The sequence below is a fragment of the Nostoc sp. genome (assembly GCF_036917275.1).
GTDB lineage: Bacteria > Cyanobacteriota > Cyanobacteriia > Cyanobacteriales > Nostocaceae > Nostoc.
In genome coordinates this window covers 1-25,698 of sequence record NZ_JBALDF010000003.1, presented here as the reverse complement: position 1 = coordinate 25,698, position 25,698 = coordinate 1, and the positions used below count along the sequence as shown (strand labels likewise).

At 44.6% G+C, this 25,698-nt stretch carries 26 protein-coding genes and 3 pseudogenes; 20 read left to right on the top strand and 9 right to left on the bottom strand.

Annotated features, from left to right (window positions below):
* The first annotated feature begins 4 nt into the window (after window positions 1–4).
* The 3 genes from V7K35_RS00920 (at window position 5) to V7K35_RS00905 (ending at window position 2,072) form a co-directional block, all read left to right on the top strand.
* Complete coding sequence (locus V7K35_RS00920) at window positions 5–580, top strand: Uma2 family endonuclease (protein WP_335075604.1); 576 nt, start codon at window positions 5–7, stop codon at window positions 578–580.
* A gap of 11 nt (window positions 581–591) precedes the next feature.
* On the top strand, window positions 592–903 hold the full coding sequence (locus V7K35_RS00915) for a HigA family addiction module antitoxin (protein WP_335075602.1): 312 nt from the start codon (window positions 592–594) through the stop codon (window positions 901–903).
* 332 nt (window positions 904–1,235) lie between these two features.
* Complete coding sequence (locus tag V7K35_RS00905) at window positions 1,236–2,072, top strand: HEPN domain-containing protein (protein WP_335075630.1); 837 nt, start codon at window positions 1,236–1,238, stop codon at window positions 2,070–2,072.
* Between the two features lie 180 nt (window positions 2,073–2,252).
* Here V7K35_RS00905 and V7K35_RS00900 read toward each other — a convergent pair whose 3' ends face one another.
* Window positions 2,253–2,375, bottom strand: a complete 123-nt coding sequence (locus V7K35_RS00900) for a hypothetical protein (RefSeq protein ID WP_335075600.1) — start codon at window positions 2,373–2,375, stop codon at window positions 2,253–2,255.
* A 58-nt stretch (window positions 2,376–2,433) separates the two neighbouring features.
* On the opposite strand from V7K35_RS00900, the gene V7K35_RS00895 reads away from it, so the two are divergent.
* The 4 genes from V7K35_RS00895 to V7K35_RS00880 all read left to right on the top strand — a co-directional run bounded on the left by V7K35_RS00895 (window position 2,434) and on the right by V7K35_RS00880 (window position 3,598).
* Complete coding sequence (locus V7K35_RS00895; RefSeq protein WP_162399555.1) at window positions 2,434–2,658, top strand: addiction module protein; 225 nt, start codon at window positions 2,434–2,436, stop codon at window positions 2,656–2,658.
* The gene (locus V7K35_RS00890; RefSeq protein WP_335075597.1) at window positions 2,655–2,951 is read left to right on the top strand and encodes a type II toxin-antitoxin system RelE/ParE family toxin; all 297 of its coding nucleotides are present in this window, start codon (window positions 2,655–2,657) and stop codon (window positions 2,949–2,951) included. The genes V7K35_RS00895 and V7K35_RS00890 overlap by 4 nt, the downstream gene beginning before the upstream one ends.
* 114 nt (window positions 2,952–3,065) lie before the next feature.
* The gene (locus V7K35_RS00885; protein ID WP_335075595.1) at window positions 3,066–3,284 is read left to right on the top strand and encodes a hypothetical protein; all 219 of its coding nucleotides are present in this window, start codon (window positions 3,066–3,068) and stop codon (window positions 3,282–3,284) included.
* A gap of 2 nt (window positions 3,285–3,286) precedes the next feature.
* Window positions 3,287–3,598, top strand: a complete 312-nt coding sequence (locus tag V7K35_RS00880) for a type II toxin-antitoxin system PemK/MazF family toxin (RefSeq protein WP_335075593.1) — start codon at window positions 3,287–3,289, stop codon at window positions 3,596–3,598.
* Between the two features lie 471 nt (window positions 3,599–4,069).
* On the opposite strand, the gene V7K35_RS00875 is transcribed toward V7K35_RS00880, so the two are convergent.
* Window positions 4,070–5,335 carry an HhoA/HhoB/HtrA family serine endopeptidase gene (locus V7K35_RS00875; protein WP_335075591.1) on the bottom strand — a complete coding sequence of 422 codons (1,266 nt, stop codon included), beginning with the start codon at window positions 5,333–5,335 and terminating at the stop codon, window positions 4,070–4,072.
* 271 nt (window positions 5,336–5,606) lie between these two features.
* Here V7K35_RS00875 and V7K35_RS00870 point away from each other — a divergent pair, with 271 nt between their 5' ends.
* From V7K35_RS00870 to V7K35_RS29565, 3 genes and pseudogenes are all read left to right on the top strand, one after another.
* Window positions 5,607–5,798: a hypothetical protein gene (locus V7K35_RS00870; RefSeq protein WP_335075589.1), complete on the top strand. Its 192-nt coding sequence runs from the start codon at window positions 5,607–5,609 to the stop codon at window positions 5,796–5,798.
* A gap of 55 nt (window positions 5,799–5,853) precedes the next feature.
* Window positions 5,854–6,750 carry an ATP adenylyltransferase family protein gene (locus V7K35_RS00865; protein WP_335075587.1) on the top strand — a complete coding sequence of 299 codons (897 nt, stop codon included), beginning with the start codon at window positions 5,854–5,856 and terminating at the stop codon, window positions 6,748–6,750.
* 108 nt (window positions 6,751–6,858) lie between these two features.
* Window positions 6,859–7,167 (top strand): annotated as a pseudogene (locus tag V7K35_RS29565) (response regulator); the annotation flags it as partial.
* 24 nt (window positions 7,168–7,191) lie between these two features.
* Here the strand turns inward: V7K35_RS29565 and V7K35_RS00860 are convergent.
* Entirely contained in the window at window positions 7,192–7,395 is a 204-nt protein-coding gene (locus V7K35_RS00860; RefSeq protein WP_335075632.1) for a hypothetical protein, read from the bottom strand.
* Here V7K35_RS00860 and V7K35_RS00855 point away from each other — a divergent pair.
* The 3 genes and pseudogenes from V7K35_RS00855 to V7K35_RS00845 form a co-directional block, all read left to right on the top strand.
* Window positions 7,309–7,746: pseudogene (locus tag V7K35_RS00855) on the top strand (PAS domain-containing protein); the annotation flags it as partial. The gene V7K35_RS00860 and the pseudogene V7K35_RS00855 overlap by 87 nt on opposite strands.
* Before the next feature lie 441 nt (window positions 7,747–8,187).
* Window positions 8,188–11,868 carry an ATP-binding protein gene (locus tag V7K35_RS00850; RefSeq protein ID WP_335075628.1) on the top strand — a complete coding sequence of 1,227 codons (3,681 nt, stop codon included), beginning with the start codon at window positions 8,188–8,190 and terminating at the stop codon, window positions 11,866–11,868.
* A complete protein-coding gene (locus V7K35_RS00845) occupies window positions 11,865–14,636 on the top strand; it encodes a response regulator (protein WP_335075585.1) in 2,772 nt (923 codons plus the stop codon). The genes V7K35_RS00850 and V7K35_RS00845 overlap by 4 nt, the downstream gene beginning before the upstream one ends.
* 542 nt (window positions 14,637–15,178) lie before the next feature.
* On the opposite strand, the gene V7K35_RS00840 is transcribed toward V7K35_RS00845, so the two are convergent.
* The 3 genes from V7K35_RS00840 to V7K35_RS00830 form a co-directional block, all read right to left on the bottom strand.
* A complete protein-coding gene (locus tag V7K35_RS00840; protein WP_335075583.1) occupies window positions 15,179–15,925 on the bottom strand; it encodes a phycoerythrobilin:ferredoxin oxidoreductase in 747 nt (248 codons plus the stop codon).
* Between the two features lie 68 nt (window positions 15,926–15,993).
* The gene (locus V7K35_RS00835; RefSeq protein WP_335075581.1) at window positions 15,994–16,728 is read right to left on the bottom strand and encodes a 15,16-dihydrobiliverdin:ferredoxin oxidoreductase; all 735 of its coding nucleotides are present in this window, start codon (window positions 16,726–16,728) and stop codon (window positions 15,994–15,996) included.
* Window positions 16,729–16,976: 248 nt separating this feature from the next.
* Window positions 16,977–17,552 (bottom strand): phycobiliprotein lyase, encoded by a 576-nt coding sequence (locus tag V7K35_RS00830; protein WP_335075580.1) that lies wholly within the window; start codon window positions 17,550–17,552, stop codon window positions 16,977–16,979.
* 176 nt (window positions 17,553–17,728) lie between these two features.
* Between V7K35_RS00830 and V7K35_RS00825 the strand changes: the two genes are divergently transcribed.
* The gene (locus tag V7K35_RS00825; protein ID WP_335075578.1) at window positions 17,729–18,553 is read left to right on the top strand and encodes a pentapeptide repeat-containing protein; all 825 of its coding nucleotides are present in this window, start codon (window positions 17,729–17,731) and stop codon (window positions 18,551–18,553) included.
* Window positions 18,554–18,649: 96 nt separating this feature from the next.
* Here the strand turns inward: V7K35_RS00825 and V7K35_RS00820 are convergent, their stop codons facing one another.
* On the bottom strand, window positions 18,650–18,850 hold the full coding sequence (locus V7K35_RS00820; RefSeq protein WP_334785555.1) for a hypothetical protein: 201 nt from the start codon (window positions 18,848–18,850) through the stop codon (window positions 18,650–18,652).
* A 140-nt stretch (window positions 18,851–18,990) separates the two neighbouring features.
* Window positions 18,991–19,653, bottom strand: coding sequence for a HEAT repeat domain-containing protein (locus tag V7K35_RS00815; RefSeq protein ID WP_335075576.1), 663 nt, complete (start codon window positions 19,651–19,653; stop codon window positions 18,991–18,993).
* An 81-nt stretch (window positions 19,654–19,734) separates the two neighbouring features.
* Between V7K35_RS00815 and V7K35_RS00810 the strand changes: the two genes are divergently transcribed.
* The 6 genes and pseudogenes from V7K35_RS00810 to V7K35_RS00790 all read left to right on the top strand — a co-directional run bounded on the left by V7K35_RS00810 (window position 19,735) and on the right by V7K35_RS00790 (window position 24,747).
* Window positions 19,735–20,334: a phycobilisome protein gene (locus V7K35_RS00810; RefSeq protein ID WP_335075574.1), complete on the top strand. Its 600-nt coding sequence runs from the start codon at window positions 19,735–19,737 to the stop codon at window positions 20,332–20,334.
* Window positions 20,335–20,844: 510 nt separating this feature from the next.
* Window positions 20,845–20,988 (top strand): annotated as a pseudogene (locus V7K35_RS29560) (phycobilisome rod-core linker polypeptide); the annotation flags it as partial.
* A 453-nt stretch (window positions 20,989–21,441) separates the two neighbouring features.
* Window positions 21,442–21,978, top strand: a complete 537-nt coding sequence (locus V7K35_RS00805) for a phycobiliprotein lyase (protein ID WP_335075572.1) — start codon at window positions 21,442–21,444, stop codon at window positions 21,976–21,978.
* A gap of 242 nt (window positions 21,979–22,220) precedes the next feature.
* Entirely contained in the window at window positions 22,221–22,850 is a 630-nt protein-coding gene (locus tag V7K35_RS00800; RefSeq protein WP_335075570.1) for a chromophore lyase CpcT/CpeT, read from the top strand.
* Window positions 22,844–23,182, top strand: coding sequence for a CpeR family transcriptional regulator (locus V7K35_RS00795; RefSeq protein ID WP_335075568.1), 339 nt, complete (start codon window positions 22,844–22,846; stop codon window positions 23,180–23,182). Before V7K35_RS00800 ends, V7K35_RS00795 begins: the two co-directional genes overlap by 7 nt.
* A gap of 557 nt (window positions 23,183–23,739) precedes the next feature.
* A complete protein-coding gene (locus tag V7K35_RS00790) occupies window positions 23,740–24,747 on the top strand; it encodes a phycobilisome rod-core linker polypeptide (RefSeq protein WP_335075566.1) in 1,008 nt (335 codons plus the stop codon).
* Window positions 24,748–25,283: 536 nt separating this feature from the next.
* Here the strand turns inward: V7K35_RS00790 and V7K35_RS00785 are convergent.
* Window positions 25,284–25,698, bottom strand: a 415-nt coding sequence (locus tag V7K35_RS00785) for a WD40 repeat domain-containing protein (RefSeq protein ID WP_442939659.1), incomplete at its 5' end; no start/stop codon positions are given.

The window sequence follows — 25,698 nt, the reverse complement described above, 5'->3', positions numbered from 1 at the left end:
CATTATGAATGCTTTAACCGTTAATCTTAAACCAGCATTGGAACTGACAGATGAGCAATTTTTTCAGATATGTCAGGCAAACCGGGACTTGAAATTTGAACGCGCCGCAAGCGGAGAACTAATAATTATGCCACCAACGGGGGGAGAAACAGGAAATAAAAATGCAAGAATCACTCAACAATTAATGAATTGGACTGATACTGATGGTACTGGCATCGCTTTTGATTCTTCTACTTGTTTTAAATTACCTAATGGTGCAGATCGTTCCCCTGATGCTGCTTGGATAAAATTGGAAAGATGGGATGCTTTAACTGGTGAGCAAAAAGAAAAATTTCCCCCTATTTGTCCTGATTTTGTAATTGAGTTACTTTCCCCAAGTGATAGTTTGAAGATTGCACAAGACAAGATGAGGGAATATTTAGATCATGGTGTGCCTTTAGGTTTCTTAATTAATCGTAAATCTCGACAAGTTGAGATTTATAGACAAGGCCAAAAGGTTGAGGTGTTAGATTCTCCTGCTACGTTATCAGGAGAAGATGTTTTAAAGGGTTTTGTATTGAATTTGGGCATGATTTGGTAAGATTTACAATTATGGATAATTGGCAAGATATTACTGATGATAGATTAGTAAGACCAATACATCCTGGCGAAGTAATTGCAGATATTTTAGATAATTTAGATATTAATACCGTAAATTTTGCAGAAATTTTAGGAGTATCTAATCAAATAATTCAGGAAATTATTAATGGTAACAGATCAATTACAGTAGATATAGCAATACGTCTTGGTAAAGCTTTAGCAAATGGGCCAAGACTTTGGCTTAATCTTCAGCAAAAAGTTGATCTTTGGGATGCTTTGCAAAGCCATAAAGAAGAATATGAGCAAGTCACGACATTGGTTTAGCAGAAATTGTGAAGAATTATTTTTTGGCAAGTGGAGATTTATCAGCAAGGACAAGAGGTTGAAGTGTTGAAAGCGCCTGTTACTTTATCAGGAGAAGATGTTTTACAGGCGTTTATTTTAAATATTGAAGCGATTTGCTAACTAAATAACAAAGCAAGATTAATGACAAATTTAGACCCACGAGCAATATAAATTATTGATGAATTGCTTGCCAATACTGGTTATGATGTAGCTTCAGACTTAATGAATGATGATACAATAACAGGTCTAATATCTATTAGTGGTTCAATAAATTGGGGACTTGATACCACGGAAATGTTGAGGCTTGGTTTATAGAACCAAAAAAAATCAGTTTTTCTGCTGATATTTATTTAGATGCTACACCAGATGAGGAAACATCAATTTTAGGAACTTCTATTTTAGCAGAAATCCACGGCAAAGCTGTTCAAAAAGACGAAAATTGGGAGATATTTGAATATGAAATACTAGAAGCTGACTTTTACCCACCTAATGAATATGATGAATACTATTCTTCAATAATTCTATCAAATACTAATTTTCATAGAACTTTCCAAGAAGATTTAGAAACAATTGAAGCTTTACTTTCTGCTGAAATAACTGCTAACAAGCAACAACCTTTACATCAGCTTATAATACTCGATAAGGATAAAGTACAACAATATTTGTTTAGATTGCTTCATATTAATGTGATTACCGCTTTAGAGACTTTTTTATCAGATGCTTTTATTAATACGGTTCTAAAGGATCGTAGATTGATTAGAAAATTTGTTGAGTCGAATTCGGAGTTTAAAAAACATAATTTTTCTTTAAATGAGTTATTTGTTAAGATTGATAAAATTGATGATGAAGTTAAGAAATATCTATCATCACAAATGTGGCATAACCTGAAAAAGGTTAGACCAATGTACAAAGACACTTTTAATATAGAATTTCCAGAAGATTTGAAGGAACTTTTTAAAGCAATAGAGAAGAGACACTATTTTGTGCATCGTAACGGTAAGTCAAAGGACGGAGAAGAAATAACACTTACTCAGAAGGATATAGAAGAATTAGTGGCAGAGGCTCGAAAGCTCGTAGACTATATTGATGAGCAATTTGTAAACAACAATATAATTGAAAACAACAATATAAATGGTTTTGATTTCTAAAACATAGAATAAGCGGTCTAACAATTCAGTTGCAGCGGACGGTTAAAAGCCGCGAGTAAGCTACGCTAACGCACTACTCTTCCACAACAGGCGATATCTAACCACAAGCCGCTACGCGTCTACGCTTTATTTTTAAGGTTTTCTGCAAGGCGATACCTACGGTGAGCTTCGCTAATGCACTCACTCTTCCACAACAAGCGATCGCATTATTTTTGAGGTTTTCTGCAAGGCGTAGGCGTAGCCCGTCGTAGACATCGCTCTATTAGGCAGCAAAGCAGATGCAGCGTTTGATTTGATGGACAAAATCTTGTCCGCTATATTTAAGGTGTACCAGTTGCTTCCTCACTCCAAGTTAATCAGTATGGATATCACAGCTACTTTGAACGAAATCGCAACTCTTAGTGTTGAAGATAGAATCCGTATTGTGCAGGCAATTTGGGATAGCATCGCAGCAGAGCAAGTTTACCCTGATTTAACTGATGCACAAAAGCAAGAACTCGATCGTCGAACTGCTGACTATGATTCAAATCCAGATAATGTGCTGACTTGGGAGGAAATCAAAGCATCAATTAAGGGGCAGCAATGAATTATGTCCTGGTGTTTCGCCCAGAGGTTCGAGAAGAACTTAATGATGCACACAGTTGGTACGAGAGCCAGAAACCCGGTCTCGGTGACCAGTTTTTAGACTGTGTAGACGAAACGGTGAATCGAATTTCTCAGATGCCAGAATCCTATGTAATTGTCTACGCTGATATTCGACGAGCAGTAGTGCGACGATTTCCCTATGCTGTGTACTATCGGATTGTGTCGAGCCGAGTAATAGTGACGGCAATTTTTCATGGTCGCAGAGATCCAAAATCGTGGCAGACGCGAACCTAATACTATAATTACGGGCGATGTCTAACGACAAGCCGCTACGCATCTACGCCTTGTTTTTGAGGTTTTCTGTAAGGCGATCGCTCCTCATAAACTATCGAAGCATAAAATTAAAGCATGACTGTTCATAAAACAGATATGCTAAAAACACTTTGGGCTACTGTTCGGCATGGAAAAATCGAATTGCTGGAGTCAGAGGAATTACCGGAAGGGACAAGAGTGCTAGTGACGCTGCTTCCTGATGATGAAACTGAATTTTGGTTTCAAACCAGTCAAACATCACTTTCATCAGTTTGGGATAACGCTGAGGATGATGTCTATGCCCAATTACTCTAAAAATGACATCATTTTGGTTCAGTATCCCTTTTCTGAATTTGTCCAGTTCCAAAGTTAGATCTGCTGTTGTTGTAAGTGCGCCGCATATTTCTCAAGACATCCTAATTACACCCTTGACGAGCAAAACTGGAGCATTGCTAGAAGGTGAGTTTGTCTTGTCTGAATGGGCAGCAGCAGGGCTAAACGTGGCTACAGCAGTCAAGAGAGGATTATACACAGTGCATAAAAGCTTAGTTGTCAAAGTAATTGGCAAGTTAACTGATGCTGATGCTGAACTGTTAGAGCAATCTTTGCGGTGTTGGTTGGGGTTGTGATAGTATTGGCAACTTTGCAAAATTGAGAATTAAATCCCTAGATAAAGCGATATCTTCTCTTCGAGACGTTACGCGAACGGTAAGCTCCGCTAACGCTCACTCTTGCACAGCAGGCGTACGCATTTGCTATTTCGGCGTACGCATTTGTTATTTCGGCGTACGCATTTGTTACTTCAGCGATCGCATTTGCTATTTCGGCGTACGCATTTGTTATTTCAGCGTACGCATTTGTTATTTCGGCGTACGCATTTGTTATTTCAGCGTACGCATTTGTTATTTCGGCGTACGCATTTGTTATTTCAGCGTACGCTTATGGTGCTTCACCAGAGTAAAGGGCTTACTGACTTGGGGATACTGTTCAAACAGTGTTTATGTACTACTGTCACCCAGATATTACCAAGTCAGAAGCCCCAGATTTTTAAGACTACTTATTTACTACTCAAAATCGCTCAAAACGTTTTAGGAAAGCGATTATTGTACTTGTTGTATGGGAAAAGCACCAGGTTGTACAGCTACGTTAAGATTCTGTCCATTGCGACGTAATTCCATCCGTAAATCGCCCCCGACTTGGCTATTTTCTACTGCCTTTTGGACACTGCTGGCATCTGTGACTGATTGTCCGCCAAGCTTTTGGATCACATCACCAGCACGTATTCCTGCTTTAGCAGCTGGCGAATTTGGCATAACTTTTATAACTAATACACCTTTATCTTCATTTACACTCAAACCGCTATTGGGATCTGAATTTATATTTTGTTTTAACTGAGGCGTTAACCCTACCATCTGAATTCCCAGGTAAGGATGTTCTACTTTGCCTGTAGCTATCAGTTGACTGGAAACGTGTTGTGCTGTGTTGATAGGAATAGCAAAACCTAATCCTTGTGCGCCCTGGATAATGGCTGTATTCATCGCAATCACCTCACCACGGTAATTTAGCAGGGGGCCGCCAGAGTTACCGGGATTAATAGCTGCGTCAGTTTGAATATACTCTACTCGCTTATCGGGAGCACCAATTAGATTGCTACTGCGTCCTGTAGCACTGATGATTCCAGTAGTTACTGTATTATCTAGGCCAAGAGGATTACCGATCGCGATCGCCCATTCTCCTGCTTGCAGTTTATCTGAGTTACCCAATGCTACTAACGGTAGATTGTCTGCCTGAATCTTGACAACAGCAACATCGGTCAACTCGTCTTTTCCTAATACCTTGCCTTTAAAGCTACGTCCATCCTTGAGTGTTACTGTTACCGTATCAGCACCATCTACTACGTGGGCATTGGTGAGAATACGACCATCAGCACTAATAATAAAACCTGAACCAGTACCCCGTTCTACCCGATTCTGTTGTTGTGGTAGTTGAGAACCAAAGAAGCGTTGAAAAAATGGATCGTTAAATTCATCTGGTATCTGGGTTTTTACGGTTCGGGAAGAGTCAATTCGCACTACAGCTGGCCCGACCTTTTTTACCACCTCTATAACAAAGTTAGGATCTGTGGCGGCTGGTAATGGAGGAGCAGCATTTACTCGACTCACTGCCAAATTAGATGCACTTTCAGACACCTGCTGAGGATGTCCAGCCATATAGCCACCTGCCAATGTCATACCTGATCCCAGCAGCACCAACGATAGAGAGGCAGCAGCCTTTTTCCAGGGCGCTCGATTATGGTATTTGGCATCAGCAGTGTTATGTGAAATACTATTTAATGGGTGTTCTCTGTCGCGAGATTCGTTTTGCATTGCTGTCTGGAAGGATATTTAAATGTATTACTAATGTAGATATGATTTGTGACAGTTTTGTTGCAGAAATATTGCGTTGTTGTGAAAGGTTTGGTATTTTACTTATCGCATCTTACAGCAGGTTTCATGTATTTGAACCACATCTGTCGTTGGGGCGCAAGGTCTTGCGCTCCAACCACGTGGTCTATTTAACCTGAAAATAGCTGTAACAACTGTATTGGAATACAGTCATTCGTAGGGGTGCAAAGATGTGCATTGGTATCAACTTCAGATGAAAGTCTGCCTAGAACAAGCTTTTAGAGATTGTCTCGTTCCCAGTCTCCGACTGGGAATGCCTAATGTGGGGGCTGCCGCCTCCCTTACTCGCGGCAGAGCCGCAATTGAAGAGCATTTCCAGCCTCTGGCTGGAAACGAGGTTTTAAATAGCTGTAACTCAACTGGATTGGAATATAGTCATTCGTAGGGACGCACAGATGTGCGTCCCACTTGCGTATTAACTCAATATTTAAAGGAATAAAATGGCACAGGGTAAAATCTTACTTAAGCCTGGCACTTTATGGACAAGTGTGAAAGAACAGACTGAACATGCTTTACAATGTGGGGCGTTGCTGTCGATACCGACGGAATTTGAATTTATCGAACAGGATAACGTGCGCTTTTTAGTGCGGATTTTGTCTAACCTGAATCGCAAAAAAGCAGCTAAGGAGAAACAGGAAAAACAATCTGCCACCTCTAGTCAAGAATTTAATCCTTTTTTGCCCTACGAAGAGGATTTATTTGTAGCGGATATCTCCGATACCCATGTATCTATTTTAAATAAATTCAATGTTGTTGATTATCATTTGCTAATTATCACCCGTGCTTTCGAGGAACAGGAAAGCTTACTTACCCTGGAAGATTTTGCGGCTATGTGGGCTTGTTTAGCTGATTTCAATGGTTTAGCATTTTACAATAGTAGTAAAACCGCAGGTGCAAGTCAGCGACACAAGCACTTGCAATTAATGCCGCTACCACTTGCACCTTCAGGGCCACAGATACCTATTGAACCTCTGCTAACATCAGCACAATTTCAGAACTCGAACACAACTTTACCAAAACTTCCTTTTGTACATGCTTTCGCACCCCTAAATTCCAATTGGGTGCAATCCCCATTCGTAGGGGGCCAAGCAATAGAGCAACTTTATCGGACTTTGCTACATGCTGTGGGTTTGGATGCAAGGCAATCTGGTGCTTATAATCTGCTAGCGACACGAGAATGGATGTTAATCGTACCGCGATCGCAGGAGCATTTCCAATCTATTTCTGTAAATTCATTAGGATTCGCTGGTGCTTTGCTAGTGCGGAATCCAGCAGAAATGGAAATTCTCAAAGCCCAAGGGCCGATGACTATCCTGAAGAATGTTGCTATATCCTAATTAAGTTGGTGCGATGTCACATTTTCTGACGAGGGAGTGCCAAGAGAAGAAACCGCCCAGCCCACGCACTTGTCACTAGGTACTACCAAAACAGCAGAAGGAATAATAATGTCAGCATTTCAGTTTCTCTTGCTCGAAGCTAATCTAACTGATGCAGAAGTGGTGCAAGCCACGCTATTTGAGGGCGGTATTAACTGTGAAATACTGCGAGTAGAGACTCACGCTGACTTTATTAGAACACTGGAAACCGAGGAAATCGACTTGATTTTGGCAGACTATGCCTTGTCTAGTTTTGATGGGATTGCGGCACTACCGATCGCCCGTCGCCTACGTCCTGAGATACCGTTTATTTTCATCTCTGGCAGTTTGGGCGAAGAATTGGCGATTGAAGCGATCAAACAGGGCGCGACAGATTATGTACTCAAGCAACGCTTAGGGCGGTTAGTGCCATCGGTACAACGGGCATTGCAGGAAGCGCCGGAACTTGACAAAGATACCATCGATCGCAAACAAGCCGAAGCCGCCCTGCACCAGACCCAGACTGAACTGGTCGATCGCATGGTTGAACTGCAACAGGCAACGCCCGGCGACCTGGCGCTTGCCGAAATCGTCACGCAGTCCGCCGCCGTGATCATCAACAGTCACTTCGAGGCTCAGGAACGCGCCCGCGCCGAAGCAGCCTTGCGCGAATCCCAAGCGCGGTTGCAGTCGATTGCCAACCTCGTCCCCGACCTGCTTTGGGAGAGCGAACCAGACGGCTCAACCAACTGGTACAACCAGCGCTGGATGGAATACACGGGGCAAACCTTCGAGCAGGCGATCGGCTGGAGCTGGACGCAGTGGATTCATCCCGACGACAAGGCAGCGTCCGTCCGCCGTTACCGTGAAGCAGTAAAACAGGGCGTGCTGCTTCAACAGGAACATCGCATCCGCGGACACGATGGAGAGTATCGCTGGTTCGTTGTGAACGCATTCCCGTTGAAGGATGAAAGCGGTAAGGTCATTAAGATGTACGGCGCGGCAACCGATATTCACGAAGCGCGCATCGCACTGGAAGCTCTGCGAAAATCGGAACAAAAGTATCGATCGCTATTCGACTCGATCGACGCAGGTTTCTGTATCTTCGAGATGCTCTACAACGATGCAGGCGAGGCGATCGATTTTTGCTACATCGAGACCAATCCAGGCTTTGAGCGGCAAAGTGGGCGCAGACCGCAGCCAGGGCAGACAATGCGGGAACTCTTCCCGGAAGCCGAGGATATGTGGCTGAAGGACTACGCGGAGGTTGCCCGCACCGGACAGGCGAAGCGGTTCATCGACTTCCACGCAGACCTTGATCGCTGGTTTGATGTCTTTGTCTTTCCGACAAGCAACGGCAAAAACCAGCTCGCGGCACTCTTCAGCGATGTCACAGACAAGAAGCGGGCGGAAGCCGCGTTGCGCGAGAGCGAGGAGAAATACGCCGCACTGTTGGCGGCATCGCCGGTTCCGTTCATGGTGCTGGAACCGAACCCACCGGATTTTACCATCACCGCCGCGAACGAAGCCTATTTCGCCGCCACCCTGACCACGCCCGAGGGACTCATTGGACGCAGGCTTTTTGATGTCTTCACCGACGACCCGAACCGCCCAGGCGATCATGGGTCGGAGGCGCTCGCACTCTCCCTGGATCGCGTCCTGACATCCCGACGACCGGACGCGATGGCTCGCACGCGATGTGACATTGTGACTCCTGACGGCGGGTTCGAGCCGCATTGGTGGCTGGCGATCAACGCGCCGTTGCTCAATGCCTCCGGCGAGGTCACCGCCATCATTCACCAGGTCACTAGGGTGACCGAGCTGCACCTCGCCCAGGAGGCGGAGCGGAAGAACCAGGAGCGGCAGGTGTTTCTACTGCAAATGAGCGATGCAATGCGATCGCTTGCCGATCCGCTTGAGATTCAGGAAACGGTCACCCGAACTGCCATGAATCACTTTGGGGCAGATCGGTGCTACTACTGCGAAATTGAGGACGGCAATGCCATCATTTGGCGGGACGCAACTCGTGAAGGGTTGCCGACCGTTGCTGGGGTGTATCCATTGAGCAGCTTTGCCATCTTGCAAGCAGCGATCAATTCAGGTCATCCTTTTGTGGTTCAGGATGTCTATACGACCGATAGAGTAGACGAAGATATCAGGCAGCTTTGCATCCAGTTGCAGGTCATTTCCTTTATCGATGTGCCGGTGATTAAAGATGGCAAGCCAGTCGGTATACTCTGTTTGGTTCAAAGCACACCCAGAGACTGGACTGATCTGGAAGTAGAACTGACGGTAGAAACCGCCGAACGCACCTGGGCAGCGGTCGAACGCGCCCACGCCGAAGCAGCCTTGCGCGGATCGGAAGCGAAATATCGCACGTTATTCGAGTCAATCAACGATGGCTTTTGCACCATTGAGGTGATTTTTGATCAAAACGAGAAACCGATTGACTATCGCTTTTTGGAAATTAGCCCCTCCTTTGAACGACAAACAGGACTGGCAGACGCGCTTGGTAAACGGGTGCGCGAACTGGCTCCAAACCACGAAGAGTATTGGTTTGAAATTTATGGCAATGTTGCTTTGAGCGGTCAATCCGTTCGCTTTGAGAACTATGCCAGAGAGTTGCAGCGCTGGTTTGAGGTTTATGCATTCTCCGTTGGAGAACTCGAAGACCGACAGGTTGCCGTTGTTCTCAGTGTCATCAACGATCGCAAACAGGCCCAAGCCAATCAAATCCAACTGATTCGAGAACAAGCTGCCCGTGAACAAGAACGCCAACGCGCCGAGACTCTTGCAGAACTCGATCGCGCTAAAACCCTCTTCTTCAGCAACGTTTCTCACGAATTCCGCACGCCACTAACTCTGTCACTCGCTCCCCTGCAAGATGCCCTGAGCGATTCTGCCAATCCCTTACCTCCCGCACAACAAGAACGGCTCCAACTCGCCCACAGCAACAGCTTGCGTTTGCTGAAATTAGTCAATACCCTACTCGACTTCTCCCGCATCGAAGCCAACCGCCTGAATGCAAACTACGAACCCACCGACTTATCCACTTACACGGCTGAACTGGCAAGTGTTTTTCGCTCGGCGATTGAGAATGCCAATTTAGAGTTAGTTGTAGATTGTCCCCCCCTACCCGATCCCATTTACGTAGATCGCGAGATGTGGGAAAAGATTGTGTTGAATCTACTCTCCAATGCCTTAAAATTTACCTTCGAGGGGATCATTTCTGTCTCGCTCCAACCCAAAGCAAACACAGTTGAATTGATAGTCAGCGACACGGGCGTAGGTATTTCCGCTTCGGAACTGCCTTACCTCTTTGAGAGGTTCTATCAAGTCAAAGGCGCGAAGGGGCGCAGCTATGAAGGCTCAGGCATTGGCTTGTTTCTGGTGCAGGAACTCGTCAAGCGGCATGGCGGCGCGATCGCAGTTACGAGCGCAGTAGACCAAGGTACAATCTTCACCGTCACTATCCCCACCGGAATCGCCCATCTACCCGCCGACCAAATTTGGGTTGCCTCGACACTGGCATCATCGGCTGTAACGGCGAATGCTTTTGTTGAAGAAGCCTTACATTGGCTACCTGAAGAAAGCACAGAATTTCAGAACTCGGAGGTTCAAGCTCAGAACTCGGAAGTTCACGCTCAGAACTCGCAAGTTCAAGCTCAAAGCTCGGAAGTTCACGCTCAGAACTCGGAAGTTCACGCTCAGAACTCGCAAGTTCATGCTCAGAACTCGGAAGTTCAAGCTCAGAACTCGCAAGTTCATGCTCAGAACTCGGAAGTTCATGCTCAGAACTCGCAAGTTCAAGCTCAGAACTCGCAAGTTCAAGCTCAGAACTCGGAAGTTCATGCTCAGAACTCGGAAGTTCATGCTCAGAACTCGGAAGTTCAAGTTCAGAACTCGGAAGTTCATGCTCCAAGCTCCAAAAGAGCGCGTATTCTCCTGGTGGATGACAACGCCGACATGCGCGGCTATCTCAAGCGGTTGTTAAACCAGTACTACGAGGTGGAAACTGTAAATGATGGGTTAGCCGCACTGACTGCGATCCTGCGTGGTGGAAGTGCCATCTATGACTTGGTGTTAGCAGATGTGATGATGCCGAGAATGGATGGCTTTGAGTTGCTGCGATCGCTACGGGCTTCACCAAATACCCAGACAATCCCGATTATTTTGCTCTCTGCTCGTGCTGGTGAAGAATCACGGGTGGAGGGTTTAGAAACTGGGGCAGATGACTATTTAATTAAACCCTTCTCGGCACGAGAATTGTTAGCGCGAGTCAATGCCAACCTTCAACTGGCACAACTGCGACGCGAAGCGGTTTACCGCGAACAGGTGATGCAAGCAGTACAAACACTCAATGAGCGCTTGGAGCAACAGGTGAAAGCTCGCACGGCTCAACTAGAAGCCATCAACCAAGAACTGGAGGCGTTTTCTTCCTCGATATCCCACGACTTGCAAATACCGCTACGCTACATCAGCAGCTTTGCCGAACAGTTGCAAGCCAAGCTCAATGCAACCCTTGTCGATGCATCCAGTTTGCAGATTCTCAACATTATCACGCAATCAACTCTTCAGGCAGAAAAAATGGTAGACGACTTGCTGGAATTTTCCCGCCTGGGACAGACAAAAATGTATTTGACTACTGTTAATATCACTCAATTGGTGCAACAGGTGCGAGAACAATTGCAGCTAGAACTGGTGGGGCGATCGCTTCACTGGGAAATTGAGCCATTGTTAACCGCAAAAGGCGATTCGGCACTGCTGCGGCTAGTACTACAAAATTTGTTGTCGAATGCCGTCAAGTACACCCACAATAACAGCGAAGCTGCCATCAAAATTGGTAGGATCGAACAGGAGCAGGAAGTGATTTTCTTTGTCAAAGATAATGGTGCAGGGTTCGACATGAAATACTGCGATCAACTATTTAGCATATTTCAACGCTTGCATTCCCAGGAGGAGTTTCCTGGCACGGGAGTCGGGCTTGCCACTGTACGGCGGATCATTCATCGACATGGCGGACGCATCTGGGCAGAAGGCGCAATCGACCAGGGCGCAACGTTCTACTTTTCGCTGCCGAAACGTGAGGCGCAATTATGACAGCACTGCGGTTTCTTTTGCTGGAAGACAACCCCCTTGATGCAGAGGTGATATATGTCACCCTGACCGATGGCAGCGCTAATTTTGAACTGCTCCGGGTAGAAACTCGCGCTGAGTTTGTGAAGGCATTAGAAGCCAATGCCTTTGACTTGATTTTGGCAGACTATGCCTTGCCCGGTTTTGATGGCATTTCCGCCTTGAAAATTGCCCAGAAGCTTTGTCCTGACACGCCCTTTATTTTCGTCTCTGGCAGTATGGGCGAAGAACTGGTGATTGAAGCGCTGAAACTGGGAGCCACCGACTATGTGCTAAAGCGCAACTTACGGCGGTTGGTACCTTGTGTCCAACGGGCGCTGCGAGAAGCCCAAGAAAAGCGCGATCGCCAACTTGCCGAAGCCCGCTTGCGTCAAGTCGCCGCTAAACTACCTCATGGCGCTGTGTTCATTGTGGATCGAGATTTGCGCTACCAGCTTGCAGAAGGCGAAGCGCTGGAGTGGGTCGGCATGACTACTGAAAACTTTGTCGGCAAAACACTCTGGGAAGCCCTCGAACCCGCCCTGGCAGCCAGCTACGAACCCTACTTGCGTCAAGCTCTCAATGGCGAATCGTTTGCCTTAGAACACAACAGCCACGATCGCTACTATATTTCTCATGGCACACCCTTACGCAACGATCGCGGTGAAGTTGATGCTGTGCTGGCAATGTCCTACGACATTACCGATCGCAAAAAAATCGAAATTGCCCTCAAACAAAGTGAAGCTCGTTTTCGGTTAATGGTGGCAAGTGCAAAAGAATATGCCATTTTAACCGTTGATCTCAACGGTATAATCACCAGTTGGAGTGCTGGTGCTGAAGAATTGTTCAAGTATTCAGAAGCAGAAATAATTGGCCATGACTCTCACCCCCTTTATTCCTATGAAGACAACCTAGAAGACCGCGTTGGCTGGGAATTGCAGACCGCCCAAACTCAAGGACAGGCAGAAAATGAGTGCTGGCATATCCGAAAGGACGGTAGCCGCTTTTGGGGTAGTGGCTTTGTGATGCCCATACGCGATGAAGCCGACGAGGTGCAAGGATTTATTAAAATCATGCGCGATGTCACTTCAGAGCGGCAAGCCGATGAACGCTTGCGGTTGCTCTATGACATCACCAGCGATCTCCTGAAGGTCGAGCAACCGATGACGCTAATGCACAACCTATTTGGCAAACTCGCACCCCAGCTAGAGTTAGACTTTTACTACAGCTACATCGTCGAGTCAAAAGACAACCGCCCCATCCTACATTTGAAAAACCATCAGGGCATTACTCAAGAGATCCTAGAGGCGATCGAGTGGCTTGAGTTCGGTGAAGACCTCTGTGGATTGGTGGCTCAAGAACGCCAGCAAATCGTTCTCGATTGCGCCCAAATTGCTACTGATCCTCGTGCCCACACCGTCCGCGACCTGAGTGGCACCACTTATGTCGGTCAACCGTTAATTATCCAAGAACGGTTATTGGGAACCATCTGCTTTGGTAGCCGCACTCGCACTTACTTTACCTTAGAAGAAATCGATTTGCTGCAATTGATTTCTGAACAGATAGCGATCGCCCTAGACCGAGCAAACCTAATTGTCTCGATTCAGCAACACGCAGAACAGTTGCAACGAGCTAACCAGGTTAAAGACGAGTTTTTAGCGGTGCTGTCTCATGAGTTGCGATCGCCCCTCAACCCCATCTTGGGCTGGACACAACTGTTGCAAAAAGGTAAGCTCAATGCCGCCCGTCAACGCGAAGCACTGCTAACTATTGAGCGCAACGCTAAACTGCAATCACAATTAATTGAAGACTTACTCGACATTTCGCGGATTATGCAGGGCAAGCTGTCCTTAACAATGGCTCCCCTTAATTTAATCTCTGTGATTTCTGCTGCCCTGGAAACAGTGCGTTTAGCAGCAGAAGCAAAGAATATTAACTTACGGATTGATCTTGACCCGACTGCACCTATCTCTGGTGACACTGCGCGCTTGCAGCAAGTGGTGTGGAACTTGCTTACCAATGCCGTCAAATTTACACCAGATGATGGACAAGTAATCATTGAATTAAGGCAAATTGCAAAGCAAGCTCAAATCCGGGTGATCGATACTGGCATTGGCATTCAACCGAAATTTCTACCAGATGTGTTTGATTATTTCCGACAAGAGGATAGCTCGACGACACGCAGATTTGGTGGCTTGGGTTTGGGCCTGGCGATCGTCCGCCAAATTGTAGAACTGCACGGTGGCACAGTCAAGGCAGAAAGCTTGGGTGAGAATCAGGGCGCAACCTTTACAGTTCAAATACCGATCTTGAATCATTCAGCAATTGTACTTGAGTCAGATCAGGCTAATGCAGAAAGCGCAGAGACTCCCTTAAGCAACCTGCAAATTTTGCTCGTGGATGATGATACTGATACGCGCGAGTTTGAAGCATTTTTGCTAGAACAAAATGGCGCAAAAGTGACAGCCGTAGCGTCTGGGCTAGAAGCATTACAAGTACTTGATAGTTTCATTCCTAATCTAATTGTGAGTGATATCGGCATGGCTGATATGGATGGCTACACGCTGATTAAGCAGATTCGTTTGCGCCCACCCAATCAGGGAGGAACGATTCTGGCGATCGCGCTTACCGCTTATGCCGCAGATATTGACCAGCAAAAAGCACTGACTGCCGGGTTTCAAGCTCACATTACCAAGCCATTAGAATCAGAGGAATTACTGAGAAAGATTCTAAACCTGCTAGAACACAATTAATATCAATTCAAAATTTAAAATAAAGAATCAAGATATAGCAATAGACTAAGACTAGCCCTTTCAAGGTGGGTAAAAATGTTAGTCGAAAAACCTCTTTTTAACTTCTTATACCAATTTAATGTGAAGCTGCACTAAATAAGTAACTCTCTATTCTTGGCGCTCTTGGCGTACTTGGCGGTTCGTTTAATATTCTGTGCATCTTCAGACAAAATTGGTATTACCTCTGTGTCGCGCCAGTTGCTTCTCAAGACAGGAGACGCTGCGCGAACAAGTCGGGGAACCGCAAGGGCGCACTGGCAACTCTTTGCCTCTGTGGTTAAATAAATTACTTTTAAACCGCAGAGTCACAGAGAGCGCTGAGAAAAAATAAGAGATTGTACGAGTCACCTTGAAAGGGCTAGTCGAATAGACCCCCCTTTATCCCCCCTTATAAAGGGGGGAAACTTGAAATCTTGCCCCCTCCCCAATACATCGGGGAGGGTTGGGGAGGGGTGATTCAAAGATTTTTGCAAGAGGTCTAATGACTTCCTGCACAAGAGCCTCTATTTGATGGGTGTTAATTTTCTCTCTAGATCAAATAAGAAGCCGTGAATATATTCCTCAGTCCATTCCGCACCATAAAAGCGTTTGAACATCCCTCGTGCTGGGTCTTTTTCAGCCCGATATCGCAGATATCGCAGTTGGGCTTGCTCAATGGCTGCTAAATCTTGGGAATCTGTTACAGCTTCTGCCTGCTCTACAAAATCCAAATAAGCTTTTAAATAGTCTTTGAAAGCGGCAAACACCTGAGTTTCTACTATAGCCGTTTCTTGGGGACGAGTCCACAGAAAAGCCGGAGAGAAAAATGGTCGTGCTTCTTCTGGAAAATCTCCTCCCCAAGATAGATGCTGTTGATGGGCGTGGAAAATGGGCAGAATTGGTTCAGTATATTTTGCCTGATATGCTGGATCATCCCGGAATAGCGGCTGCATATCCAAAGCAATTAAATGTCCTCCTGGCAATGTCACCAGATCCGCTCCAAAAAAGGGTAAATCGTAGTTGAGGTGGGGGAAAATCACAAAATTCAGCACTTGTAGCGAATTGCCACCCTGTACATGAGCTGCACGAATTTGGCGCAATTTTGCCGTTTGAAAACCATAACTGGTGGTGACAACCTCTTCTTCGTTTTTTCCCTTGCCTACAACAGCACTCTTAGACTCAAACCCGGTGGGGATAGGATAGGGTTGTAAATCCAAGCGCGATCGCATGTAGGCGATCGCATAATCGAGAAACGGTTGATAGAGTGTCACGTCGCTTTGCTCCGAATTCAAAATTCAAAATTCAAAATTAATAATCCCCAATGCCCATTTTCATTCAGTCATCTTTTACTGCCACTAACTGCTAGGGGAACAGCATCTTCAAATAAGAATTCATGCAGAAAGCGCTCTGCCCATTCATGACCAAAGTAACTGCTAAACAAACCAGATGCTGGATCGCGGTCTGCACTATATTGGTCATAATCTTTTTGGGCTTTGACAATCCGCTGGATATCTTCAGGGTCTTGGAGCGGTTGGGCATCTGCTAGCATTTGCCAATATAAGTTTAAATAATCCTGAAAAGCTTCAAATACTCGCGTTGCCACTGTTTGAGGATCTGTTTTAGCAAACAATAAATATTTAGAAAAATACTGATTGGCATCGTAAAACTTCATTTCTAAATTTTGCGCCAAATCTGGATATTTATCATGGAGAGATTTTAGCGGAACTATATATTTTTTTTGATAATCTTCATCTTGAAATAATGGCTGAAAGTCAAGCACAATCAAGTTTTTAACTTTACCAAAAGATAAAAAATCAATCCCTAATAGCGGTAGATCGTAGTGATGACTAGGATAAATTACGCTGTTAAAAATTTGGGCGCTTTCCCCGGCATCAATGTATGTATAGCGAATCTTCCGCAACTCTTGACATTGGTAACACCAACTGCGGATAGTTGCTGGGTTTCTGCCGCGATCGCTAACTTTGAATTCCAAACCAGGGAGAATAACCCTACTTTGTAAATCAAACCGCTGAAATAGCTCTTTTTCTAAAAATTCCAGGAAAGGCTTATACATGGAGCATGATTTGTTAACCCTTGAATGAAAATAATGGATGTCAATCATGCACGTCTCATTTATGAGAAACTAAGCAACATTCCTTAATGGGGCACTTGTGCCGAGTTTAGCCTGAGCGAGGTCGTAAAGCCTGCGGCATAGCTACGCCCTAAGCGCCAGCCTCTCCAAGAGTTGTATTGGGCATGGGGCATGGGCATGAATTATTCTCCTTGTCCCCCTCATCCCCCTTGTCCCCGACTCTCTATTCCCTACCTAGCATGATTCCAACTGATCATTTGTTCCAAGACTTCTTGGGAAACACAGCGACGCTCAGAACAATAAGTCATCAAGTTGACTCCGTTCATCATTCGCACCGTACTAACCCTGACGCGAAAATCATCCGTAACAAACCAACAACGTTCCTGACCTTGGTTATTGTCATAATCAGTATCAATCGTCAAGACTCCATCATCAGCAAACTGATACCGACTCACAACCGGAATACTCTCGACATAGCCTTGGTTGCGGATCAGTTTTCCAGAACGCCTCGTTTCGTCGGGTACATCAACTAAAATAGCGGCATTATCGGTATTCGGTAACCTGGTGTCTAGGTTAGCCTGCCATGCAAAACTAGCACCGCTTGTTGCTTTAGTAGGGTCTATCCCTTGGGCTGTGCAGACTTCTTGGACTTTAGGATCATCCTTTTTCATAACTTTAATGATCAAATTCGACTCCCCCGACTCATCCGCCGCCGAGTCAAAATGATGAACGGAGCGTTCCGTAAACCATGTCCCCTCACTTTTACGGAAGAAGTCGATCATAGTCAAGGGTGGTATTAGATGCATGTGTTTTGAAACCTCGTTTTTTAATTAGGAGTTTTGAGCAAAGCCAGAGACGTTTCCATTGCTCCGGTGAGGAACTAGGAATCAAATTTTGGCGTTACTGAATACTGAGTCAGAAGATGAAGTCTAGATATAGCTAAAGTGTAGAATAACTCCAAAAGTCATATTTAAATCAGCTGATGACAAATAGTGAAATTCAACTTATTACAAGCGTTCGCCCCAGTCCAACTCCTGAAATCTTAACAGCCCTGAAAGCCGGAATCGCTCTGGATGGGGTAGATTTGTACCAATTCGATTTGAAGGAAGTCGATTTACAACAAGCTAATTTGAGTAAAGCCAAGCTATTAGGAGCTGATCTGAGTGAGGTAATCTTGAGTGATGCAAATCTAAGTGGGGCAGATTTGCGAGGCGCTAATCTGCGAGGAGCCGATTTGAGTGGAGCTAATTTGCAGGGAGCCTATTTAAACCGTGCTGATCTCCAGCAAGCGAATCTCAGTGGCGCAAATTTGGAGGGAGCCAAACTCCAAGTAGCGCGTTATGATACACAAACGAAATGGCCCCAAGAATATAACTACAAAGCTTCTGGAGCGGTGGGGCCAGGTGCTAATCTTAATGGTGCTTTTCTCAATACAGCTTCTTTACGAAACGCAGATTTACAAGGTGCTAATCTGCGTGGAGCCTACCTGAGTGGTGCTGATTTGACAGGAGCCAATTTGCAAGGTGCAGCTTTAAGTGGCGCTGACCTGACGAAAGCTTATTTAACAGGGGCTTGCTTGCGGAATGCTCGATTGACTGGAGCCAATTTGCATGATACAGACCTGCGAGCAACTGACCTCAGTGATGCAGAGATGGAGCATCTTCAAAGTATCGCTGGGGCAGATTTTACTCTTGCCCAAGGACTTACAGAAGCAACTAAAGCTATGCTTTCTAACCGTCCACATTCAGAACTCGACGTTTGGAACGCTTACACCCGCACAACAACTCGTGAGAGTTTGAGTCCTTGACCAGGCCAATTTTAGATTTTAGGTGCAAGCCGCGCTCTTTGTGGGCGAAATAAATCCAAAATCCAAAATTGTTTGACCAGTTGTTCTGTAGTGAGTTTACAACAGCTGCCAGTTCTTTTTCAGGAGCGCTAAAAATGTAGCGTATCCTTCGGAAAAACCGGGCGGATCAGGTAGAACATATTGTGGAAATTCTTTATACGATCGCCAAGGTTCCGAAGCATTATGCCGCAAATGTAAGGCAGATTCTGAGGAACCTGGTAATCGCCAAGTCATTTGACCAGTTGGAATATCAGTCACAAATGTCTCCTCATCTCGAAAAAGTTAATTTTTTATTCCAGATTTTGGCAGATTAACCGGATATTTGTGGTAAATTTAAGGTATAATTAAGATATATGCTATACAAGTTTTCTGACAATATTACGAACAAAACCATACCGCTATTGTGGCAACAAGTCTTCTAAAGCAGCTCCGACAACTCGGTGATTCTCATCCTGTCTGAGTTGGTTCAGGGCTGCTTTTGCTTGGGGCTGGTCAAATCGTTTCAGGGCATAGCTAACTCGCACGCGCATCCGCCAAGATTGATCATTCACCAACGTTAGTATTTGGGATAATGCCGCAGTCTGTTGGCTAGAATCAGCTAGTAAGCCGAGTCCATCAACAGAGGATTCCTGAACTGTGAAATCTTCATCTTTTAGACCCTGAACGCAGATATCAAATAGTTCTTCAGGGCAATCCATTTCGGCGATCGCTGCCAAAATGCTCCGCTTAACTAGCCAGTGGTCATCCTGATAAAATGCCAGAACTAAATGAGAAACTGCGACTCTACCAAATAGCGATAAAGAATTTGCCCCCTCAGCTCGCACATTGGGCGTATCGTCGAATTTCATAATTTGCATCAAAGCAGCAAAAGATTCCGCTGATTGTTGATTACCCAAACCCCTTGCCACAAAAGTACGCACCAAAAATTCTGAGTCATGAAGTTTACTAGTTAACAGAGGAACTGCAACTTCTGATTCATAATTATTCAGGGCAGCGATCGCCTTCAGACGATAGTGAAAATCTGGGTTCTTTAGTTCATCTTGGATTTTATCGATTTCCATAGGTGCATTTGGTAGAGCTATTCTTTACTTTATTTTACAGATGTCACCAAATGGCGATCGCATTCTAAGAAGATTGAATGAATGCCCCATGCCCTATCCCCTAAACCAATGACTCAATTAAGCCAAACCGTTAAGGAATTAATAGCCAAAGCTAGAATTATCAGCTTTGCTGAGTGGGAATCCCATCCAAAAGCAGCGATTATTTTATTCAAAGCTGCGGACGATGCTTTTCGGTATCTGAGCGACGAAGATTTCTTGCAGATTAAAACCTTCTCACCTGATAATTCGGCATTGATTCCTGTTGCTCAATTGTTACGCGATCGCGCCGCCGAAATTGTTGATGAAGCTAGAGAGCAGGTTTTGACGACTGATCCCGAAATTATCCAGCCTGGAGGAGGTCTTTATCCGCCGGAACGCGCCCAAGCTTGCTGGCGAGATTTTTGGCATTTTCTCCGCTGTATTACCTATGGCATAGCAGGCGGTCACACTGAGTATACTAGTCCCACAGGATTGCACTATATGAATTTGCTCTATCAGGAATTACAAGTTCCAATAGATGCAATGGTCTTAGGCTTAAAAAGTATCAAGGTTGCTAGTTTAAAGCGGTGTCAAGCCAATCAGCAAGAAATTGCTCCCTATTTTGACCATTTAATTACCCAACTGGCTACTTTCCAAATTTAGTAGTCCTAAGTAAAAAGTTCTGAGCCAAATGTGTATCCCAGTGTGGTGCTTGCTGGCTCAAACCAAGCCTTTACAAATTATGCGGATGCGACCAATGAACTAATGACTCAGCACTGTTAATGCTCCCAGTCAGAAGATTACTACAATACCATTACCTGTACCCCAATCGCCAATCAAATACTAAAATAAAGCTGAAATTTTTCAAAGCATTATTTACTTAACAAATTTTAATAGATATGGCTTCAACATCGTATCAGAATGTGTAAAGGCACAACGATGTAAAAATTTCAATCATCAAAAGTAATAAAGATTTAAAGTCTCTATGGACTCTCCTTGATTACAACGATGTAAAATTTTTTAACATCTGTTGAATATCCTTCTCATAAATAAAATTTAGTTGTTAACTGGGAGATAGTTTGAATCGCTTTTGGATCAGCATTAAGATTAAGGGCCGCTCTATTTGAAGATGCCTCTTTTATTGTTCTGTAATAAAGTCGCTCTAATGAGGAAGTTGAAACCGTAATTAAAACTGTTTACAAGCAAGTTCTAAGCAGCGTTTTAATAGAGAGTGAACGGCAAGCCGTTCCTGAATCTCAACTCAAACGGGGTGAAATCAACGTCCGCAACTTTGTGCGAGTCGTTGCTGAATCTTAGATTTACTGGGTGCGGTTTTTTGAAACCATTGCTCCCTATCGGTTCATTTAACGTCTTCACTCACTAATCATCAGTGTTGATCATTCATCAAAAGTTAGCTAAAGCGATCGCTGATCTGGGGTTGCTCAATTACACCGTCAGTTGTCATACACGAACGATATTTAACACACTTTCACAAACTAAAGTTTTACAGAAGCTAGTTAATAGCAAAAATAACAGACAACTGATACGCGGACGGCAAAATCATCAGTATTACTAAAGTTGCTTAGATTTGTCTAAGTAGAGATGAAAAAGGGGCTGGATGCTAAGGATTGGGTGGAATAACTCCTAACTCAACACTTAGCACCCTTAAATGCAGTTGTGGTCAACGAGGCTAACATATGGACTAGGAAAATAACATTTTAGTCAAGATATCTCTTGGATTGTAAGCTACTTTTTAAAATCATTTTTTTAATGGAAATTACTGAATTCTTTGAACTTTCAATTGGACAATGGCGATCGCAGCGGAGCGGTCATCATTTAGTATTCGCCCACTTTGAACAAGTGCTGTCTACCATTGACATTGAGTCGCTATCCCTCAATGATCCGGCGGTGATAGCAATCTGTCAATTGTACGAGACTGACCCCGCCAGTATCACCCACCCCTTTCGGATGACTTGGGAGGGTGAGTCAGACTGGGACGATAAACTAATCTCTGGTACTACTGTGCTAGTGCCAATTCCCAATGTCGAAAATCCTTCTAGAGGCAAACTTCTGCGAGATCAGGGATACGCCGAAACAATCCCAGCAGTGGCTAAATATCACTTGAGTGAAGATGGTATTTTTACCCTACTGACAGAGTATGAACTCGCTGCTGCTGAGGAACGAATTTGGTTTGCTAATCCAAATCTCCGATTTCGGGTAGCGACGATTAAAACCAGTGATGGTAAAGGTGTGACAACAGCTTCCTTTTCTTCAGAGATTCGCTCTTTGTCAAGTTCAACCAGTTAGCAATATCAAGTTAAAACATATAGCAATTCTCAATTGCGTGAAATACAGACCTAACAAGAACAGCCCCTTCCCTACTAGCGTTGGGGAGTAAGCCTCAAAGCCTCTCTCCTTTTAGGAGAGAGGAATGGAAGTGAGGTCAAAATGTATTGCATCCAAACGAGAAGCGCTATAAAAGGATACAAACTCCTAAATTTATTTATGGGGATTGTTAATTTTAAATTTTGAATTCGGAGCGAAGCGACGTGATAATAGCGCCCAGTGAATCTAGCAGCAACGCTAGCGATTTGCTCACTTTAGCTTGTTGGATGGCAGGAGATTTTAGCAACTACAAGCAATCTTTTGCAAATCCGCAACTTTACGCCCACATTCGGATTTTCTTTCGTCCTTTACCGATTGAATTTTTTTCTGCGATCGGTTTTTATTCAGAACAAGTATATGACCACGATTTATGGACACCCTATCGCCAGGGAGTACATAGATTAGTGGATTGGGGCGATCGCATTTATATCGAAAATTACAGCTTAAAAGACCCGATGCTTTATGCAGGTGCTGCTCGTGAATTAGATATTCTTAAAACGATCACCCCAGAAAGTATTGAACGGCGTTATCACTGTTCAATGGTTTTCCAACGAGAAGGTGAAATGTTTCGAGGTAGTGTAGAACCGGGAAATCAATGTCTGATTAAGCGCAATGGATGCCAGACATATCTTGTCAGCGAAGTAGAAGTAACTGAGCGTACTTGGTTAAGTCTAGATCAAGGTATGGATATTGAAACCCACGAGCAAATATGGGGATCAACCGCCGGCCCTTTACGATTTGAAAAACGGGAAAGTTTTGCTGATGAATTACGTGCGATCAGCGCATTATGTTGATTCAGCTTGAATTTGTTAAAACCAACATGTTACCTCCAATAGCTGAAAAAAAAATGCGCTGCTGGATTCGCAGTCGCCACTTGATTTGTTCGGGTAGCTTTTTTATATTCGAGACATTAGAATATACAACGATTGAAAGATTCTCTGAATGTGTAGCTTCTTTAGGAGGGACAGTAATATGCGTTGACCCGATTAATAAAGTTTGGATGGGTGAGCATCGCCAAGTAATTTTATATCAGGCAAAAGCCAGTTTACATACGCCTCATCACACTTTGAAACAATACTGGATTAAATACGGTGGTTTCTACAGTAGATTTGATGAGCGTGTTTAAGATAGGACTTACGCACACTCTACGAACTCTTGGCGTTCTTGGCGTCTTGGCGGTTCGACAGATTAAGCTTTTGGGCGATTTTTGCGTAAGTCCTATAAGAGTTACTATCCTGCGGAAATCCTTCTCACAGGTGTCTACACTCCAATTCAAAATTAAGTTTTGAATTTTAAATACTCCCTAAGGGGGTTGACGGCTAATTGTTAATGTTTAATTGCTAATTGTTTACTATGATTAGCTGTTACTTATTAACAGTTAGCCGTCTAAGTTTGTTAGAAAATGTAACTAAAACACTCCCCAAAACTTGATAAATTAATCCTGACTGTAAAGGGAATTAAAATTTGTTAGTGCTTATAGGGTTTAACTACAAGGTTAATCCAGAATAATTTGCTTAAACCCCAAGTTGTACCAAGCTTGGTTTTGTGCAGTTTCACAAAGAATTGGTATTAGTTGTACCACCTAACCACTAACAAATACTTAGCTCCCATTACCTTTAAAAATATAGATTTTTAGCAAACGTCCTCAAAGCCATTAGTCACTCCTACCCACACTAACCAAGTATGCAAATCTTCTTAGACGAAGAAACTAGACGCCGCCAATATCAAGCATTTCCCCAAACAGAACCCATTGAACTGTGGACTAATGCTTCAGTTGAAGACATTGAAATTGTAATTCGGGCAGTTTATCGGCAAGTGTTGGGTAATGCCTACATTATGGAAAGTGAGCGGCTCATCGTTCCCGAATCCCAACTCAAGCAAGGTATAATCGATGTCCGTGAGTTTGTGCGTCAGGTTGCCAAATCAGAGTTGTATCGCTCCAGATTTTTTGATAAGGTTTACCGCTACCGGGCGATTGAACTGAACTTCAAGCACCTGTTAGGTCGCGCTCCCGATGACTACTCCGAGACGAAACATCACAGCAACATTTTAGATGAGAAGGGTTTTGAGGCGGATATTGATTCTTATCTCGATAGCGACGAGTATCTAGATGCCTTTGGAGATAACATAGTACCATATTACCGGGGTTATAAAACTCAAACGGGCAAAAAGATATTGGAATTTACCAATATGCTGCAACTGGTGCGGAGCAATTCTAGCAGTGACAAGAACTTAGCAACAAATAATGAACCTCAGCTGGTGCGATCGCTAATTACCAACACTCCTTATGGTAGGCAGAAACCCACGGATATTAGTGCTTTACTTGCTGAAGTATTCAAGCGAAAGCCAGAAACTACTCCTCCAGTTAATCCGTTTATAGTAGCTCAGACAGCAGCTGAACAAGCCTTGCGGCAAAAGATTAAAGAGCAAGAAAGCCAGATTGCAACTTTGCAACAACAACTAGCAGACTTAAGACCATTTGCCAGCATCGGTACAACAAAATTCACTAGTAGTTTGCAGTCTTCTAGTTCCGTTAGCAGCACAAAGGAATATACATCTTTGCAACAGCAAGTTGACGCCCAAGAAAAACAGATTGCAGCTTTACAAGAGCAAGTTGCTGATGCCCGACGGTCTGCCACAATTGGAGAAGCCCGATTGAATAAGTGGCGCAGTCGCGTTTTTAATGGCTAATTTCTCTACTGTTTAACTTTGTAGGGTGCGTTACGCCAAAGGCTAACGCACCGCTTTTGCAAAAGTTAAAAATGTAGCGTAGTTTACCGCACTTCTCTACGAGACGCTGCGCGTAGCTTGCTTCCCCGTAGGGGTACGACAGGCTCAGTGACCACCGTAGGCATCGCCTGCAATAATTCTAAAAAGTGCGATCGGGTAACGTCTCCTCTGGAGAATCGCCGAGCTTTTGCCAACCATTTATATCATGTTCCTTGGAGTAATCATAATATCCGCATTATCCCACCCCGCCAAAGCTGCGCTTTTGCTCCTCTCCCTTTGCCAAGGCTACAGTGTACATACATCTTGGTCATCAAGCCCAAACCCTGGATTTACCCCCCTTAGTCCCCCCTTGTCAAGGGGGGAAATATCCGGTTCTCCCCCTTTCTAAGGGGGAGTTAGAGGGGGTAAAGAAGACTTGTGTATAAACCGTAGCCCTTGGCAAGGGAAGGGGTTGGGAGTGGAGTCCTTTTATTACAGGCAATTTAACAGACATCATATTACTTGATATCATCACAGAGATGCTTGTCGCTCTCGCTCAAATTCGGGTTATTCTGCAAATAATCATGCAGCCAATTGCAACCCCGCACCAGCAATTGGTCTAAATTCTCCACAGGCCACAACCGCGCTGTCTTGTCATTTGATGCCGTGGCGATGGTTTTGCCGTCCGGGCTGAAACTCACACTTCTGACCCAATCTTGATGCCCTTTGAATTCTTGCAGCAGTTGCCCGTTGAGCGTCCACAACCGCGCACTCTTGTCATCTGATGCCGTGGCGATGGTTTTGCCGTCCGGGCTGAAACTCACACTTAAGACTATGCCTTGATGCCCTTTGAATTCTTGCAGCAGTTGCCCGTTGAGCGTCCACAACCGCGCACTCTTGTCATCTGATGCCGTGGCGATGGTTTTGCCGTCC